18 protein-coding genes are annotated in these 17,954 nt (G+C 30.2%); 8 read left to right on the forward strand and 10 right to left on the reverse strand.

What is annotated here, in order from left to right; translation table 11 throughout:
* Positions 1–208 (forward strand): hypothetical protein (locus CRV02_RS15085; RefSeq protein WP_258239317.1); only part of this gene is annotated, 208 nt, incomplete at its 5' end.
* Here CRV02_RS15085 and CRV02_RS13770 read toward each other — a convergent pair.
* Together CRV02_RS13770 and rpsU are read right to left on the reverse strand one after the other, a co-directional pair.
* Positions 191–1,771, reverse strand: coding sequence for a nitrite/sulfite reductase (locus tag CRV02_RS13770; protein ID WP_129090825.1), 1,581 nt, complete (start codon positions 1,769–1,771; stop codon positions 191–193). The genes CRV02_RS15085 and CRV02_RS13770 overlap by 18 nt on opposite strands.
* A gap of 164 nt (positions 1,772–1,935) precedes the next feature.
* A complete protein-coding gene (gene rpsU, locus CRV02_RS13775) occupies positions 1,936–2,148 on the reverse strand; it encodes a 30S ribosomal protein S21 (RefSeq protein ID WP_129062599.1) in 213 nt (70 codons plus the stop codon).
* A 114-nt stretch (positions 2,149–2,262) separates the two neighbouring features.
* Between rpsU and moaC the strand changes: the two genes are divergently transcribed.
* Genes moaC through CRV02_RS13795 form a run of 4 tightly spaced genes read left to right on the forward strand, consistent with a single transcriptional unit; the run spans position 2,263 to position 5,299 of the window.
* Positions 2,263–2,733 carry a cyclic pyranopterin monophosphate synthase MoaC gene (moaC, locus tag CRV02_RS13780; protein WP_129090826.1) on the forward strand — a complete coding sequence of 157 codons (471 nt, stop codon included), beginning with the start codon at positions 2,263–2,265 and terminating at the stop codon, positions 2,731–2,733.
* Positions 2,730–2,993, forward strand: a complete 264-nt coding sequence (locus CRV02_RS13785; protein WP_129084188.1) for a YbeD family protein — start codon at positions 2,730–2,732, stop codon at positions 2,991–2,993. The genes moaC and CRV02_RS13785 overlap by 4 nt, the downstream gene beginning before the upstream one ends.
* 10 nt (positions 2,994–3,003) lie before the next feature.
* Complete coding sequence (locus tag CRV02_RS13790) at positions 3,004–3,948, forward strand: M15 family metallopeptidase (RefSeq protein ID WP_129090827.1); 945 nt, start codon at positions 3,004–3,006, stop codon at positions 3,946–3,948.
* The gene (locus tag CRV02_RS13795; protein ID WP_129090828.1) at positions 3,920–5,299 is read left to right on the forward strand and encodes a M14 family metallopeptidase; all 1,380 of its coding nucleotides are present in this window, start codon (positions 3,920–3,922) and stop codon (positions 5,297–5,299) included. Before CRV02_RS13790 ends, CRV02_RS13795 begins: the two co-directional genes overlap by 29 nt.
* Before the next feature lie 11 nt (positions 5,300–5,310).
* Here the strand turns inward: CRV02_RS13795 and CRV02_RS13800 are convergent, their stop codons facing one another.
* Genes CRV02_RS13800 through CRV02_RS13820 form a run of 5 tightly spaced genes read right to left on the reverse strand, consistent with a single transcriptional unit; the run spans position 5,311 to position 11,435 of the window.
* Positions 5,311–5,571: a hypothetical protein gene (locus CRV02_RS13800; RefSeq protein ID WP_129090829.1), complete on the reverse strand. Its 261-nt coding sequence runs from the start codon at positions 5,569–5,571 to the stop codon at positions 5,311–5,313.
* A 4-nt stretch (positions 5,572–5,575) separates the two neighbouring features.
* Complete coding sequence (gene surE / locus CRV02_RS13805; protein ID WP_129090830.1) at positions 5,576–6,364, reverse strand: 5'/3'-nucleotidase SurE; 789 nt, start codon at positions 6,362–6,364, stop codon at positions 5,576–5,578.
* Positions 6,364–9,912, reverse strand: coding sequence for a DNA polymerase III subunit alpha (gene dnaE, locus CRV02_RS13810; protein ID WP_129090831.1), 3,549 nt, complete (start codon positions 9,910–9,912; stop codon positions 6,364–6,366). The genes surE and dnaE overlap by 1 nt, the downstream gene beginning before the upstream one ends.
* 45 nt (positions 9,913–9,957) lie before the next feature.
* Positions 9,958–10,701 carry a patatin-like phospholipase family protein gene (locus tag CRV02_RS13815; protein WP_129090832.1) on the reverse strand — a complete coding sequence of 248 codons (744 nt, stop codon included), beginning with the start codon at positions 10,699–10,701 and terminating at the stop codon, positions 9,958–9,960.
* Positions 10,698–11,435, reverse strand: a complete 738-nt coding sequence (locus tag CRV02_RS13820) for a UDP-2,3-diacylglucosamine diphosphatase (protein ID WP_129084195.1) — start codon at positions 11,433–11,435, stop codon at positions 10,698–10,700. Before CRV02_RS13820 ends, CRV02_RS13815 begins: the two co-directional genes overlap by 4 nt.
* 79 nt (positions 11,436–11,514) lie before the next feature.
* Here CRV02_RS13820 and CRV02_RS13825 point away from each other — a divergent pair, with 79 nt between their 5' ends.
* Complete coding sequence (locus CRV02_RS13825) at positions 11,515–12,663, forward strand: glycosyltransferase (RefSeq protein ID WP_129090833.1); 1,149 nt, start codon at positions 11,515–11,517, stop codon at positions 12,661–12,663.
* Here CRV02_RS13825 and CRV02_RS13830 read toward each other — a convergent pair.
* Complete coding sequence (locus CRV02_RS13830; protein WP_129090834.1) at positions 12,649–13,194, reverse strand: DJ-1 family glyoxalase III; 546 nt, start codon at positions 13,192–13,194, stop codon at positions 12,649–12,651. The genes CRV02_RS13825 and CRV02_RS13830 overlap by 15 nt on opposite strands.
* A 131-nt stretch (positions 13,195–13,325) precedes the next feature.
* On the opposite strand from CRV02_RS13830, the gene CRV02_RS13835 reads away from it, so the two are divergent.
* On the forward strand, positions 13,326–14,018 hold the full coding sequence (locus tag CRV02_RS13835; protein WP_129090835.1) for a FlgO family outer membrane protein: 693 nt from the start codon (positions 13,326–13,328) through the stop codon (positions 14,016–14,018).
* Positions 14,019–14,024: 6 nt separating this feature from the next.
* Positions 14,025–14,678 (forward strand): FlgO family outer membrane protein, encoded by a 654-nt coding sequence (locus CRV02_RS13840; RefSeq protein WP_258239318.1) that lies wholly within the window; start codon positions 14,025–14,027, stop codon positions 14,676–14,678.
* Here the strand turns inward: CRV02_RS13840 and recJ are convergent.
* Positions 14,673–16,238 (reverse strand): single-stranded-DNA-specific exonuclease RecJ, encoded by a 1,566-nt coding sequence (gene recJ, locus CRV02_RS13845; RefSeq protein WP_129090836.1) that lies wholly within the window; start codon positions 16,236–16,238, stop codon positions 14,673–14,675. The two genes, CRV02_RS13840 and recJ, sit on opposite strands and share 6 nt — an antisense overlap.
* Positions 16,238–17,854: a CTP synthase gene (locus CRV02_RS13850; RefSeq protein WP_129090837.1), complete on the reverse strand. Its 1,617-nt coding sequence runs from the start codon at positions 17,852–17,854 to the stop codon at positions 16,238–16,240. Before CRV02_RS13850 ends, recJ begins: the two co-directional genes overlap by 1 nt.
* Between the last annotated feature and the right edge of the window lie 100 nt (positions 17,855–17,954).

A 17,954-nucleotide genomic window follows, 5' to 3' on the forward strand; every position in this document is an offset into this window, starting at 1 on the left:
CTGCGCTGATAATACTGCAGGGCCCCCTTGTGGAAACGTAGGTCGCTGCCAGCTCTTGAGTTTATTTCTATTAAAGCTTACCTTTACCAACTTATCCTTAGTTGCTAATGGTAAGCTTTTTTTTAGCTCAGATTTCTTCGGCTTTAGCTTTTATTTATCAAAAGAAGAGATTTCTCTCCTCTTTTATTTTTTATACTTTTTCTTTTAAATCAACTATATTCAAATAGTTTTTAAATGAACTTTGTTCTAGATTATTTTCAGTATATAATTCAATTAATCTTCCAATAAAGTTTGGCAACTCTTTTGCTGTAATTTTAACTCCAGTTTTATGTGCAAATTTACTTTCCTTAACTCCATGAAGTTGTCCACCTAGAATAACTTCATATCCTTCAACTCTATTTTTATCTTCATCTCTAACTTTTGTTCCTACAAAACCTATATCTGATATTTGTGGATGTGAACATGCATTTCCACAACCTGAAATAGCAATAGTTATATTTTCTTTGAAATTTGGATGATTCTTCTCTAATTGTGCTACAACACCTTTTGCAAACTCTTTAGTTTCTGTTATTCCAAATTTACAAAATTGTTTACCTGTACAAGCTTGTAATCTTGCTCTAAAAGTTGTTGGATTATATGGATAACCTAAGGCATCAATTTCACCAGCTAATGCTTGTGCATTCTCATTCTTTACACCATATACTATAAAGTTTTGTGTTGCTGTAAGTGCAACACCTTTTGCTGAGTACTTATTACAAATTGCACTGATATTTTCAAGATCTTCACCTGCAATTCTTCCTGAATTTGTTGCAAAGCCAATAAATGATTCATTTTCTTGTTTTGCTTTATGAATACCAAAATGATTTCTATTTTCAGAAGATGTGATTTCTGGTTCATCAAATCCGTTTTGAAGTTTGTATCCTAGTTTTGATTCTAATTCATCAATGAACTTTTCAAGACCCCATTCATTAAAGAGGTGTCTTACTCTTGCTTTATTTCTATTTTGTCTATTTCCATTATCTCTAAAGATTTCAGCACAAGCTACTACTACATCTTTAACTTGTTCTGGTTTTACATATTTATTGGCTCTAGTTGCAATTTGCTTTGATTTTGACAATCCACCAGCGATAGTTAAATCAAATAAGACTTCATTATTTTTATTTATAAAAGCAGTAAATCCTAAATCTTGTATTTCATGGGATGCAGTGTGTTTTGCACAACCAGAGATTGAAAGTTTATATTTTCTAGAAAAGTTACAAAACCTATCATCATTTTCATCAAAATATGCATCTACTTCTTTTACTAGATTTGTTGTGTCATAAATTTCATTGGGGTCAATTCCTGCAATTGGAGAAGTAACAATTGGTCTAGGACCATCACCTGATGCCATTCTTGATGTTAGTCCAACAGACTCAAGTAGTTTAAATATAGTTGGTAAATCTTTTATTTCAATATAGTGAAACTGTACATTTTGTCTTGTTGTAAAGTCAACTAAACCTTTTGCATACTCTTTACCTATTTTTGAAAGAACTTCCAATTGTGCTAAGTTTATTTTTGCATCAATAATTTTAATTCTTTTCATAAAGTATTTTTTATCTTCAGTTTTTTCTGAATTAATATGTGGGTACATTCCATACCACTTTAGTAAACCTATATATTCTTCACTTAAAGGGATTCCTTCTTCCGCTTCTTTATATATATCTTCAATAACATGAAGAGGATTTCTAGAGGCTTTAAGTTGCTCCAATGGAGACAAATCTTTAGTAGTCAATGTATTCCTTTTATTTTAAATAGTTATTTGTATATATATTTTAGTTGTTTTTAGTGTCTAGTTAGTGGTATGAAGATTATTTATGAAGTTTGTAAATGAGTTTAATTGAATAAAATAAAAAAAAGCCCCGATAAAATCGAGGCTTTGGTATAGAAAACGAATTACTACAGTCTAGATTCGTATCTTCTAAGCATGTATAATCTCTTAAGCATTTTCTTTCTAGCGTTAATTTTTTGTTTTTTTCTGATCTCTGTCATTGGCTCAAAAAATCTTCTAGCTCTAGTTTCAGTTACAATAAGATTTCTATCACATTGCTTCTTAAACCTTCTATATGCTTCGTCAAAAGATTCGTTATCTTTAACTTTAATGCCTGGCACTAAAATCACCCACTTTCTTTTTAAATTTAGGGTTGCATTATATTTAAAGTTTACTTAATTTCTATTTAACTAATAAAAAGATATAATAAAGTCATTAAGTATAAAGGTTTTAAATTGGAATTAACACACCTAGATGAAAATGACAGACCTAAAATGGTTGATGTTTCATCAAAGAATGAAACAAAAAGAGTTGCCGTTGCTTCTGGTATGATAACTATGAGCCAAGATGCATATGATGCAATTATTAATAATACTGGTAAAAAAGGACCTGTTTTACAAACAGCAGTTATTGCTGCAATTATGGGGACAAAGAAAACTAGTGATTTAATACCAATGTGTCATCCTTTATTATTAACTGGAATAAATTGTGATATTGATGAACTTCCTGAACTTCCAGGATTTAAACTAACAGTTAGTGCAAAGCTAAATGGACAAACTGGTGTAGAAATGGAAGCTTTAACAGGTGTTTCTGTTGGTTTATTAACTATTTATGATATGGTTAAAGCTATAGATAAATCAATGGTAATATCAAATGTACAGTTAGAATCTAAAAGTGGTGGTAAAAGTGGAGATTTTACAAGATGATTGATTTAAGTAAAGAAAAACTTCAATTAGACTATCCTTGTTCATGGAAATACAAAATTGTAATTCATGAGAAGTCTAATGCAAATAAAATTACTGAAGAGATTTTTATAAAAAGAGAGTTTTCTCTTGAAAAATCTAAAGTAAGTAAAAAAGGTAAATTTAAAAGCTATTCATTGGAATTATTAGTTCATAATGAGGATGATAGAAAAGAGATTTACAAAATGTTAGGTGATCATAAAGATATTAAGATGGTACTTTAGGACATAAAATATGAAAAGAAGAGATTTTCTAAAATCAACAGCTTTAGCTTCATTATTTGGTACATCAAATCTATTTGCAAAAACAGAAACTTTTGATAATAATTTCGAGAGATTAATTAGTGATATCTTTGGAAGTAATGATAGTGAAGTAGAAAAAATAAATAGAATTAAAGACGATTATGTATTGAGTGAAGAAGAGTATATAGGTGAAGTAAAAGACTCTTTAGAAATCAATATTAAAGGTGATAATAACTCTTCTATTGCTAAAAAAGGTAAAACTATTATTGATGATGTTTTTATCGAAGAGAAGTTTTTAAAAGAGTTCCAAAGTGTTAGAAATAAAATTGACCTTGTACAAAGACATGTTGGTTATGGAAACTTTAATATCATAGACTTTGATTATATGCTAAAAGTTGCAAAGTATTCTAATAAAATCTCTTCTTTTACTAAAAAAGAGTTAGAGTTCTTAGAGTCTATTTTTTATTATGATCCAACAGTTCATGGTTTTTATGGAAAAAGAATTTCACAAAATATTACTGACTCAATAAATAAAAAAGAAGTTAGAAAAATACCATATACTGGACACTATTTATTTAAAGGTGATCCAGAAAAGACATATTATCAAATGGTTGATGATATAGGTGAAAGTTTAACATTAACTTCTGGTGTGAGAAGTATTGTAAAACAAACGAAACTTTTTTTAGATAAGGTACATAGTGTAGATGGAAATCTTACAGATGCATCTAAGTCTTTAGCACCTCCTGCATATACTTATCATAGTATTGCAGATTTTGATGTTGGTAAAAAAGGTTTTGGAAAAGCAAACTTTTCATCTAGATTTGCATTGACAGATGAATTTTTAAAAATGAGAAAATTAAAATATATAGACATGAGATATACAGTTAACAATAAGGATGGGGTAAGGTATGAGCCTTGGCATATTAAGATTATTTAAATTACTATTTGTTTTTCTACTTTTACAAAATCTATATGCTGATGACCATAATTTTGATTTTGATTTTATCAAAAAAGGGAAAGAAGATAAAAATACCTTACTAATAATTGGTGGTATTCAAGGTGATGAGCCAGGTGGTTTTATGGCAGCATCATTGATTACTACTCATTATAAGATTAAAAAAGGTTCTGTTTGGATTGTTCCAAATCTAAATTTCTATTCAATTATTAAAAGAAATAGAGGTCCTTTTGGAGATATGAATAGAAAGTTTGCAAAAATTTCTTCTACTGATCCAGATTATGATTCTATTCAAAGAATAAAAGAGTATATCACTTCAGATGAAGTTAAGTTGGTACTTAACTTACATGATGGTAGTGGTTTTTATAGAGAAAAACATATTGATAGACTACACTCTCCATTAAGATGGGGGCAAAGTGCTATTGTAGACCAAGAATCAATTGATACAAAATATTATGGAAACTTAAGTGAGATTGCAGAACAGGTTTGTGCTTCTATAAATAAGAATTTAATAACTTCAAGTCATCATTATAAAGTGAAAAATACAAATACAAGACTTGGTGATAAGGAAATGGAAAAGACATTAACTTACTTTTCTATCAACAATAAAAAAGCTGCATTTGCAAATGAAGCGAGTAAATCTTTACCACTACATGAAAGAACATATTATCATCTATTAGCAATTGAAAAATATATGGATATTATGGGAATTGAGTATGAAAGATATTTTCCTTTAGAACCAATGGCTGTAAGAAATGTTATTGATAACGATATTTATATCTCTTTTTATGATGAAAAAATCCAATTGCCTTTAAGTGAAATTAGAAGTAATCTAAGATACTTCCCTATTAAAAAAGATGGTAGTTTAGAGTTTAGCCCTTCAAATCCTTTATTAACAGTAATTAAAAAAGGTGATGGGTATGCAATTCACTATGGAAATAGAAGACTTGCTGTATTAACTCCTGATTATTTAGAGCATGAAAGTATTGATGAAAATATTGATGTGACAATTGATGGTAAAGATTTTACTGTGCCATTAGGTTCAATCATTAATGTAAACAATAATTTTAAAATAAAGCCTATTAAAGATTTAAGAGTAAATATTATTGGGTTTGTGCATAAGAAAAATGATGAAGCTGGGGTAACAGTTAATAAAAACAGATTACAAAAAAGATTTTCTATTGATAAAAGTGGAAAAATATTCCGTGTAGAGTTCTACAAAAAAGATAAGTTTGCAGGAATGGTTTTAGTAAACTTTGATAAAAACTCTAATACAACTGCTAGAGTTTCTTCATTTAATAAAAACTATAAGAGTTCTACAAATTCTTTGTAGAAACTCTCATTTTATAAATCAACTAACTCTTTTTTGATTTTTTCTTGATTTACTTTTTTACAAGCTGCTTTGTAAAGTTCATTAACTCTTTCTTCATCGTCTTTGATTAATTCCATTGTTTCTTGAACAGATTTTCCCTCTTCAATAGCAATAAAAACTTTCAGCTCTTTTTTTGTAAGTTTTCTTTTTAAAACCTCTTTTAAATCTTCTTCAGATTTTAAAGTTCCTACTAACTTATCTATATGTTTTGTTAAAGATTCTGTAAAATTCAAAACTTTATTCCTTTATCCATGTATTTAATTTGTTTATATCATCATAAGAAGTTAAGTCTAGCATTATAGGAGTAATTGATATATAGTTTGCTTTAACGGCTTCAAAATCGCAATCTTTATTTTCACTTTCTTGCCAAATTAATGGATGAAGTCCTATCCAGTAATACTCTTCACCTCTTGGATTATGGTGTCTATGAGTATCATTGCCATACTCTCTATATCCTGCTTTAGTGATTTTTATTCCCTTGCATTCTTCTTTTTTTATTGGAGGAATATTTACATTTAAAAATCTTCTTTCTCCTAAAGGGAACTCATTATCTAATATTTTTTTAGCTAATTTAGAAATTGTATCCTTTGCAAGTGCAAAATCGAAGCCGTTTTTAATATCTTGACATCTATCTTTACAAACTTGGGAAATAGCAATAGCTGGAACACCTTGAAGTACTGCTTCCATAGCTCCTGCAGCAGTTCCACTATAAGTTACATCTTCTCCCATATTTGCACCAATATTTATACCACTAATTACTAAATCAGGTTTGTAACCTTCTTTGAATAGATTATTTAAAGAGATAAAAATACAATCTGTTGGAGTACCATCATCTATTTTATAAAAATCATCATCTACATGTACCATTCTTAGTGGTTTATCAAGGGTTAGTGAGTGTCCACATGCTGATTTGTTTTTAGCTGGTGCAACAACTACAATCTTTGCAATAGGAGATAAAGCTTCAACTAAAGCTTTAAGTCCAATAGCATCAAAGCCATCATCATTTGTAATTAAAATTTGTTTCATCATGCAACTACATAAGCTCCATTAATTTGTTTAATAAGATTCTCTACTTGTGAACTAACAGCAAATCCTGTTTCTAGTTCTACATCAGCAAGTTTTGATTTTACAACAACTTTTAATTGCCTTTTACCTTGATTATTTGCAACTATTTCAAAGAGTTTATACATAGTTTCATCTGTATGATTAAATGGAAGCGCAACTGTTAAAGGTGGCTCTTCTTTCTCTCTATGTTTTGTTTTTACTTTCTCTTTTTTTGCATCATCTAAAGACTCAATTTTTAGAATATTCATTCTTGTAAAGTCACCATCTTTTGTAACTTTTACTTTAAATGCAATTGGTTCATTTAAATCAAAATTCTCTGCTAACTCTTTTAGTCTATTTTCAAAAAGCATAATCTCAATATTTCCATGAAGGTCAAGGATATTTGCAATACCGAATTTATTACCTTTTTTAGAGATTTTTTCAGTGATTTCTTCAATCTTTCCTACAAGTAAAGCTTGGCTTCCATCAGCTACTTCATCAAGTTCTGAACTAAGTGTATAGTTGATTTTATCAAGGTCTTCTCTATAGCTATCTAATGGGTGACCAGATACATAAAAACCTAATGAAGCTTTCTCAAACTCTAATATCTCTTTAGCGTCATATTCTGGTAAGTGTTCAAGCTCAAGCTCAATTCTTGTAAGCTCTTCACTGTCTCCAAAAAGTGACCCTGTAGCCATTTTTTTTGCTTGCATGGCTTTTCCAACAGTATCACCTATAACTTCAATTTGTTCTAATAAAGACTTTCTAGAATACATAAAGCAGTCAAAGGCTCCTGATTTAGTAAGTGATTCGATTACTCTTTTATTTACTTTACTACCATCGATTCTTGAGATAAAATCAGACATATCTTTAAAGTCACCATTTTCTCGTCTCTCTTTTAAAATAGAGTTAATAGCAACATCTCCGGCACCTTTAATAGCCCCCATACCAAACATTACTACTTCTTCTTCTCCATCAATTTTCTTTGCAGAGAATACAAGGTCAGATTTATTAATATCTGGTGGGAAAAGGTCAAGACCTAATCTTTTAACTTCATCCACATATTTTACAACTTTATCTGTGTTGTCTTTTTCTAGCGTAAGCAGTGCTGCCATAAACTCAGCAGGGTAGTAGCATTTTAAATATGAAGTATAGAATGTAACTAAACCATAAGCTGCCGAGTGAGATTTATTAAAACCATATCCTGCGAATTTTACAATAAGGTCGAATAGTTCTTCACAATGCTCTTTTTTATAGCCTTTTTTTACTCCACCTTCGGCAAACTCACCTTTAAGTCTGTCCATCTCTTCTTTAATCTTTTTACCCATTGCCCGTCTAACTAAGTCCGCACCACCAAGTGAGAAACCACCGATTGTCTGTACAATCTGCATAACTTGCTCTTGGTAAACAATAACCCCGTAAGTTGGCTCAAGAATAGGTTGTAATGGTTCAATAAACTCATCATAGAAGTAAGAGATTTCTGCACGACCATGTTTTCTATCGATGAAGTCATCAAGCATCCCTGACTCCATTGGACCTGGTCTATATAGTGCAAGCATCGCAATGATATCTTCAAAACCAGAAGGTTTAAGTCTTTTTGCAAGGTCTTGCATACCAGCTGATTCTATCTGGAATAATCCAATTGTATTACCTGTTTGGATTAAGTCATAAACACCTTTGTCATTTACGTCTGTTGTTAAGAAGTCAACTCTTTTTCCATGTCTTTTTTCAATAAGCTTATTTGCTTCTTCAATAACTGTTAGGGTCTTAAGACCTAAGAAGTCGAATTTGATTAAGTCAACATCTTCTACATATTTACCATTGTATTGTGTCGCAATTGTATCTAGTCCAGAAGGCTTGAATAGTGGTGTTTTTTTCCATAATGGTTCATTGGAAATAACAACACCCGCTGCGTGAGTACCGGCATTTCTATTTAGACCTTCTAAGGCTAATGCAAACTCCCAAACTCTTTTTGATAAAGGATCTGAGTCACAAAGCTCTTTAATTTTTGGCTCTTTTTCATATGAATCTGTAAGATTAATTCCAAGTTCATCTGGAATAAGTTTTGCCATTGCATCTGCTTTTGAGTAAGGCATATCAAGAACTCTGGCAACATCTCTAATAACCCCTTTTGCAAGAAGTTTACCAAAGGTAATAATTTGAGCAACGTTTGACCTACCATATTGTTGAACAACATAGTCAATAATTTCACCCCTTCTACTTTGACAGAAGTCCATATCGATATCGGGCATCGATATCCTTTCTGGGTTTAGGAATCTCTCAAAAAGTAAACCATATGGCATAGGGTCAATATCGGTAATAAATAGACAATAAGCAACAAGTGAACCTGCTGCTGAACCCCGTCCTGGTCCAACTGGGATTTTCATCTGTTTTGCAACAATAACGAAATCCCATACAATAAGCATATATCCTGGGAACTTCATATTATTGATAATATCTATTTCTACTTGTAGTCTGTCTCTATACTCTTGATGTTTCTCTTCTGGAACAATTTCAAGTCTTGTTTCTAAACCTTTCCAGCACTCATGTATAAATAAAGCTTTATCATTTTCTAAAGAGTACTCTTCTTCTGGCTCTGGAATTTGAAGGTCTTGTTCTGTTAGTTTTTGTCTTGTAAATTTAAAGTTTGGTGGAGTAGGGTCTCCTAGTTTTATCTCTAAGTTACATTTATCTGCAATCTCTTGAGTTGCTTCTATTGCTTCTGGAATATCAGCATAAAGCATTGCAATTTGTTCTGGTGATTTTAAATAGAATTCATGTACTGAGTGTCTTAATCTATTTGGGTCATCATAAAGTTTATTCATTGCAATACACATGAAGGCTTCGTGAGCATCAGCATCTTTTTGTTTTAGATAGTGTGTATCATTTGTAGCAACTACTTTGATACCTGTCTCTTTAGCAATTTTTAAAATTTGGTCATCTACAAAATGCTGGTCACCAATACCATGTCTCATAATCTCTAAATAAAAGTCATCTCCAAAGATATCTTTGTATTCTAAAGCAATTCTTTTTGCTTCATCATAACCTTTAGCACCATTTTTTACGTTTCTTTCATTTTGTAAGTTTAAGTGCCAGTTTACTTCTCCTTGAAGACAAGCAGCACTACAAACTAGCCCTTCAGAGTTTTCTCTTAACATCTTTTTATTGATTCTTGGGTAGTAGTAAAAACCATGCATATATGCTTGTGATGAAAGATACATAAGGTTTTTATATCCAGTATCATTTTTAGCATATAAACATAGGTGGAATCTTTGTTTTGTAGATTTATCACCTATCTCTTCTGAGTTGTGAATATATGCTTCCATTCCAATGATAGGTTTAACACCTTGAGCTCTCATTGCATTATAAAAGTCAATAGCTCCAAACATGTTACCATGGTCTGTCATGGCAACACTGTCCATTCCTAACTCTTTTATTTTTTTTGCAAGGGGCTTAATCTTGTTTGCACCATCAAGTAATGAATATTCTGTATGTAAATGTAAATGGGTAAACTTTGGTATTTCTGACATGAATCTTAACTTTTTATTTTGGATTTATTATAGTAATGATTATATCTAAAAATGTTTTTGTGCTTCTTTATATCCTAAGTTAAAACAATTCTTTAGCTCTTTAAAAGTAAACATTTTAAAGTGTCGTATTTCTGGGGAAGTTATATAGTGATTTGTATGTTCAATACTATATTTTGCATTTTCGATTAGCTGTTTAAAGATTTTTCTTTTTAATCTCTTAATTGGATTATAGCTTACCTTTTGATTAAAAATATTTTTACTAGGCATTATATCTACAGTATAGATTTTATGTTTTAAATCAAGTAGAGGTTTAATAGGCATATTATCGAATAAACCTCCATCGATTAGTTCCATATTTTTATACTTTATTGGTCTAAAAAGTGGAGTTAAAGCACTTGATGCCATACAAAGTTCATGGCTATTTCCTTTATCAAAATAGTAAAGTTTTTTTGATTTTAAATCATAGGCATTTACAAATACTTTTTTTGGTAAGTTTTCTAATTGCTTTATTGGAAGAAGCTCATTTAGTATTTGATGTTTTGTATCAATTTTTAATAAACCTTTGTTGAGGTAATTGAATTTCAAAACTTGTTTTATGTCATTTGACGAGAAGATTTTTAATTGTTCTTTTGCACTTATACCACTTGCATGTGAAACAGAGATAATAGCTCCAATTGAACTACCTGAATAAGCATCAATTTGAAGATTTTGTTCTTCTAAGAACTGTAGCACTCCAAGATGAAAAGCTCCCCTTGCTGCACCACCACTTAATACAAGTCCAAATTTCATTTTTCTAACCAATTTATGATTTTAAATTCTCCCTCAAAAGTTTCAACAACTGCTGTACAAGACTCAACCCAATCTCCGCAGTTTAGATACTCTATTGTATCTATATTTCGTATCTCAGCTTTATGAATATGTCCACATATTATGCCATCATATTGTTTATGTTTTGCATGATTTGCAAGGGTGTCTTCAAAGTCGGTTATAAAAGAGACAGAGGACTTAACATTGTCTTTGACGTATTTTGATAGTGACCACCTTGATTTTATTCCAAGTTTGTTTCTAAAGTAGTTTAAAACTTGATTTACATTTAGTAATAAATCATATCCATAGTCACCTAAGATAGCAAGCCATTTTTTAGTCATTGTTATTGAATCAAAGAAATCACCGTGTGTTACGAGGTATTTTTTACCTTTGAGTGATTTATATTCTAGCTCATTTTTTATATCCAATGAGTCTCCTAAAATCAAAGGAACAAAGGGTCTTAAGAATTCATCATGGTTACCAGTTATAAATGTAACCTTACAACCTTTTCTTGCTTTTTTAAGTATTTTTTGGATGACATCTGAATGGGTTTGAGGCCAGATAAACTTTCTTTTTATTGCCCAACCATCAATAATATCTCCAACTAAAAAAAGGTTTTCACTATCATTATGCTTAAAAAAGTCAAGCAACATCTTCGTATTTGAGTGTTTTGTTCCTAAGTGAACATCTGAGATAAAGATACTTTTATATTTCATAAAAAGAAGTTTATGCCATCTTGGTTACAAGTTAATAACATGTAATACCTTTGTAATTAATAGGTAATAAAATTTCAAAATGAATGATATAAAAGTATGTTTAGTAAGTGATACAGTATATGATTTAAATGGTGTATCAAGATTTATTCAAGACTATTGTAAGGAAGCTAGAAAACATAAGAAAAATTTTTATGTGATAAGTTCAACTTCAAAAAAACATTATGAAGAAATAGAGAATATTTTTAATATAAAACCTATTTTTAAAATCAAAATGCCTTTTTATAACTCTTTAGATTTGGTTATTCCTAATTTTTTTAAAATAAAAAATAAAATCAAAGAGCTAAATCCTGATTTACTACATATCTCTACTCCTGGGACCGTTGGATTATGTGCTTTGATTAGTGCAAAAATTTTAAATATACCAGTTGTAGGAATATATCATACAGATTTTCCTTCCTATATGTATAAAAACACAAAAAGTAAATTTGTAAAGAAAATTACACTTATGTACTTGAAGTTTTTTTATAAAAGCTTTACTGCTTTATTTTCTAGGTCTTGTGAATATATGGATATCATAAAAAAGCAATTAGCTTTTAAAGAAGAAGATTTATATATTTTGAAAGCTGGAATAAATATAGAAAACTTTGATAAATCCTATAAAAATGAGAATATATGGGAAAAGTATGATATTGAAAAAAATGATTTTAAAGTTTTGTATGTAGGTAGATTATCAGTAGAAAAGAATGTTGATTTGTTAATAGAACATTGGAAAAAGTTAAAACTAGAAAATGCAAAACTTATTTTAGTAGGGGATTTAGAGTTTGAGTTAGAAAGAAAAGAAGAGCTTAAACATATAGTTTTTCTAGGAAGAAAACAAAAAAATGAGTTATCACAAATATATGCTTCAAGTGATTGTTTTATTTTCCCTTCTACAACTGATACTTTAGGTCAAGTTGTATTAGAAGCTTTATCTTCTGCACTTCCTGTAATAGTTACAAATAGTGGTGGTCCAAGTAGTTTTGTAAAGAATGAGTTTGGATATGTCGTTGATATAAATTCATTTGATGAGGTGAAAAACTCTTTAGAAGAGTTATCAAAAAAAGATGATGCATATTTCAAAAAATCATCAAATGCCTATGAATATATGAGAGATAAATCTATCTCTCATAGTTTTTTAGACTTTTGGGAAGTGAATCAAAAGATAGTAAAAAGCTTATGTAAGAAGTAAACCTTGCCTTAGTTCTTCATATGTTTCATCACCTTTTATAAGTTTTACTATTTTAAGGGCAAACTCCATAGCTGTTGCTGGTCCTCTTGATGTGATTACATTTCCATCTTTTACAACATTTTGATTACTGATATAATTTTCAGGAACTATTTTTTGCTCAAAACTTGGATAACAAGTATAATCCTTATTTAAAACTTCTGCTTTATGTAAAGCATATGGTGCTGCACAAATAGCTGCAATATATTTGTCACTTGCTTTAAACTCTTTTAAAAGTTTTTGAACATGTTCATTATCTGCTAGAGTAAAGGCATTTGGTAAGCCACCTGGAAGAACAATCAAATCGAAATCATCTTCTTTTACGTCTTCAATTTTACAATCAGCTGTTACTTTTATGTTGTGAGCTCCTATAGTTTCTAAAGCTTCAACTCCTGCAATAACAACTTCAATATTTGCTCGTCTGCAAATATCTATGATTGAAATTGCTTCAATCTCTTCAAAACCGTTTGAAATTGGAATTACTATTTTTGACATATAATCTCCTCATAGATTTTTTATATTCTAAAATAAAACAGATTAAATTACTAAATGCTGAAACAAGGAGCTTTCAAGAATTTATAAGCTGTTTTTAAATAAAATTTATGCAATTATAAAAAGGGGATTTTATGCTTAAGACTTTTGCTAAAGCTTGTCTTGCTGTAGCAGCACTTAGTTTATTTTCTGGATGTGTTTCTCATTCGTCTGTAAATGGTGCAACAGGACAAAAAGTACAATCAGTTGATGCTGAAAATGAATATACTGTAGTTAAAGAAAACAACAAGGTTCAAGTTACTAAGGAGCATATGAAAATAGCTCAAGACTTACAATACAACGTAATCAATCAAAGAACACTAGAAGGTTCAATTAATTCTTTAGCAACTCAAATGATGAGAAATAAAAAGATGAATACTAGTAAGCCAGTTCTTATTACTTCTTTTGTTAGATTAGATAACTTTAAAAAGACTACTGAGTTTGGAAGAATTGTAAGTGAGAGTATGATTAATGAGATGTCAAATAGAGGCTTCAATGTAATTGAATATAGAGGTCAAATGGCAGTATCTATTAATGAAAAAGGTGAGTATTTTATTACAAGAAATCCTTATAAATTAAAAGATCAAATTCCAAATACTTATGTTGTAGTTGGTACTTATTCAAGACAGTTTGGTAAAGTAATTTTAAATGCAAGAGTAATTGACAATATTACTGGAAGAATCATTTCAAGCGCAAGAGCAACTTATGTACACAATAAAAGAAATGACTGTATTCTTTTCAAAGATTGTAAACCAGCAAGAACAATTAAAATCATTCAAGAAAAATAGAGATTTATGACAAAAGCTTTTTTACAAATAAGTAAACTAATAGTATTAGTTTCTATTCCTCTTTTTTTATTCACTTCTTGTTCTTTAAAAAAGATGACAGGAAGTGAAGACCTTCCCTCTTTTATGGAAAATATGGCTAAAAAAGCTCCAAGTAATCATAAAAAAATAACTGGTTCAAATGATTTTAGTTCTTTAATAAATAATCTGATTTTAAAAACTTCTACAAGACTAGATAAATATCTTTTAGATGATGATGTTGTTTTAGTTTCTGATTTTGTAAATATTGATAAATTAGAGAATAGATCAAAACTAGGGTTTTTATTATCTGAGCATTTAAAAGATGCTTTATTAAATAAAAATATTATTGTAAGACAAGTTGAATTAAGTGAAAACTTCTCTTATGGGCAAAATGGATTAAATCTTTTAACAAGAAAACAAAGAGATATTAGTAATAAATCTGTAGATGGTAAATTTGCAGTTGTAGGAACATATACAATTACAACAGAGACTTTGATTGTATTTATGAAACTAATTGATGTAACAAATGGAAATATTTTGGCTTCTGCAAACTCTAGTACGAGTGTAGATGATGAGATATTAGAGTTAGAAGGAATAAAGAAAGAAAGAAAACTTTCTTTACCTCCAAGAGTTGTTTTATAAGATATCTTGTATTAAAAACTGAGGGTTTATTTGCCCTCTAAACTCATTTTTATTTACTGATACAACTAAATCAATAGTTGGTTTATCAAATCTTTTATCACAATAAAACTTAATAGCTTCAAACAAAAAACCATCACTATTTAGTGTTAGTTTTGTATGGTTTTTATCTTTACCAAAAAGTTCAGCTTTTATGATTTGTGAGTTTGTGATTTTAAATATTGGTCTATGATTTTTTAGTCCATATGGTTCAAATTGTTCAATGATATTTAAAAACTCAATATCTACATTTGACACATCAAGTTCACCTAAAACATCATGATCTATGTGAAGCTCTTCTTTATGCTCTTCTAAAGACTTATTTATTCTATTTTTGAACTCTTCTAAGTTTTTTGCTTCCATAGATAAACCAGCTGCATTTTTGTGACCACCAAAACCAAGAAGTAAATCAGAAGCTTCTGTAATAATAGTATGCAAGTTTATATTTGCATTTGCCCTTGCACTTCCTTTTGCAATACCATTGTTTATAGAGAAGATAAAAGCAGGCTTTTTAAAGGCATTAGAAAGCTTTGAAGCTACAATTCCAATAACACCTTCATGCCAGTCTTCACCCCATACTATAACAGCATTTTCTTCAGGGTTTGTTGCATTTGTAGCTTTTTGAGAAATCTCTTCTTGCAAGTTTTTTCTAAATACATTTAACTCTTCTAACATTTGTAAAGCATCGTTTGCCTCATATTCAGTTGAGGCTAGTAAGAAGCTTAATGCAATTGAGGCATCTTCCATTCTTCCTGCACTATTTATTTTAGGAGCAATTGTAAATCCTATATCATCTGATACAAAAATCTCTTTTGAAATCATTTCATTGATTTTTTTAAATGCAGGTCTTGAAGATGTTTTGATTTTTTTAAGTCCATGTTTAACCATAGTATAGTTTAGGCTTGTCATAGGCATAATATCAGCAATAATTGCTACACAAAGTAAATCAAAAAACTCTTGTAGATTTACATCTGCATTTATCTCTTTTTTTATTGCTGCACAAAGGTACCATGCAACTTGGGCACCACAGATTTCTTTAAAAGGAAAAGTGCAATCCTCTTGCTTTGGATTTATTATTGCTAAAGCTTCTGGAATTTGTTCCCCAACTGTATGGTGGTCAGTGATAATTAAATCAATATCTTTTTGCTTTAGAAGTTCTGCTGCATTACAAGCTGAGATTCCATTGTCAACAGTGATTACTAAACCTTCATCAATCATATCAACGATTTTTGGACTTAATCCATATCCATGCTCAAATCTATTTGGAATAATATGATTTACTTTTCTTCCAATTTTCTGGAAAAAATCAACGATAATAGTTGTAGATACTACTCCATCAACATCGTAGTCACCAACAATAGTTATTGTTTCATTATTTAGAAGGGCTTGTTTGATTCTTTGTGAGGCTTTTTTTATATCTTTGAAACTATCTGGTGCAGGAATACTAGCAAGACGAGAATAGGGATTATTCTCATGTCTTGCACTTAATAGTTCAAAAAGTCTTTGTTTCGTAACCTTAGACATTAAGCTTTTTTATTTGCTTGTTTTACGAACTCTAAGATAATAGGGTTTGGTGTCTCTAAGTGAGAAGTAAATTCAGGGTGGAACTGAACACCAACAAACCAAGGGTGGTCTTTGATTTCAACTGCTTCAATTAGACCATTTGATTGTCCAGAAATAACCATTCCTGCTTCTTCTAATCTCTCTTTATAAGCTGGATTTGCTTCATATCTATGTCTATGTCTTTCATAGTAGATTTCTTCATTTCCATATGCTTTTTGTAAGTTAGTACCTTTTAATGGCTCAAATGGATATTCTCCAAGTCTCATAGTTCCACCCATTGGTGATTTATGAGTTCTTAGTTGTTTTTCACCACTTTGGTCAATAAACTCATCAATTAAGTAGATTACTGGCTCATTTGTATTTTCATCAAACTCAACAGAGTTTGCGTTTTCAATACCTAATACATTTCTTGCGTATTCGATAATAGATAGTTGCATACCAAGACAGATACCTAAATAAGGAACTTTATTCTCTCTTGCATATTTAATTGCTTCAAGTTTTCCTTTAGCACCTCTGTGTCCAAATCCACCAGCAACTAAGATAGCATCAGAGTTTCCAATAACTTCATATGCTCCTGTATCTTCAATTCTTTCTGAATCACACCAGTGAATATTTACTTTTGTGTTTAGGTGTGCTCCTGCATGGATTAATGATTCGATTAATGATTTATATGACTCTTTTAAATCTAAATATTTACCAACAAATGCAATAGTTACTTCATCTTGTGGTACAAGAATATTTTTAACTAAAGTATCCCATTTTTCCATGTTTGGTTTGATTTTGATATTAAAGTGCTCTGATAAAGGAGTTAAAATTCCTTCTTTGATAAAGTGTAATGGAACTTGGTAAATTGATTGTGCATCACCTGCTTCAATTACTGCATTTCTATCAATATCACAAGATAATGCAAGTTTTTCTTTTAAATTCTTTGGAAGCTCTTTTTCTGTTCTACAAACTAGCATATGTGGAGTAATACCAATTCTTCTTAACTCTTGTACTGAGTGTTGAGTTGGTTTTGTTTTTAATTCACCTGCAGCTTTAATGTATGGGATTAAACTCACATGGATATTCATAGTATTTGTTTTGGGTTGTTCATGTCTAATAGCTCTAATTGCTTCCATGAATGGTAAACCTTCAATATCACCTACTGTTCCACCAAGCTCGATGATTAGGAAGTCATGTTCATCTGCTGCGTCATAGATTCTATCTTTAATCTCATCTACAACATGAGGGATTACTTGAATAGTTTTACCTAAGTAACCACCTTCTCTTTCTCTTTTAATTACACTTTGGTAAACTTGACCTGTTGTAAAAGAGTTTTTACCTGTAAGTGTTTTATCAATAAATCTTTCGTAGTTTCCTAAATCAAGGTCTGTTTCCGCACCGTCTGCTGTTACGAAAACTTCTCCATGCTCTAGTGGACTCATTGTTCCTGGGTCTACGTTTAAGTATGGGTCAATCTTTAGCATACTTACTTTGAACCCTGATTGTTTTAAAATTGTTGCAATAGATGCAGAAGTAATACCTTTACCAAGTGAACTTAGCACTCCACCAGTAACAAATATGAATTTAGTCATTAATAGCTCCATGAATTAAATAAATAGTAAAATATTCGCGATTATATCTAAAATGAGGTTAATAAGTATTTAAGAATAAAGAGGCGAGATGCCTCTTTAT

Origin of the sequence: Arcobacter sp. CECT 8989, from assembly GCF_004116715.1 — a bacterium.
Lineage (GTDB): Bacteria > Campylobacterota > Campylobacteria > Campylobacterales > Arcobacteraceae > Halarcobacter.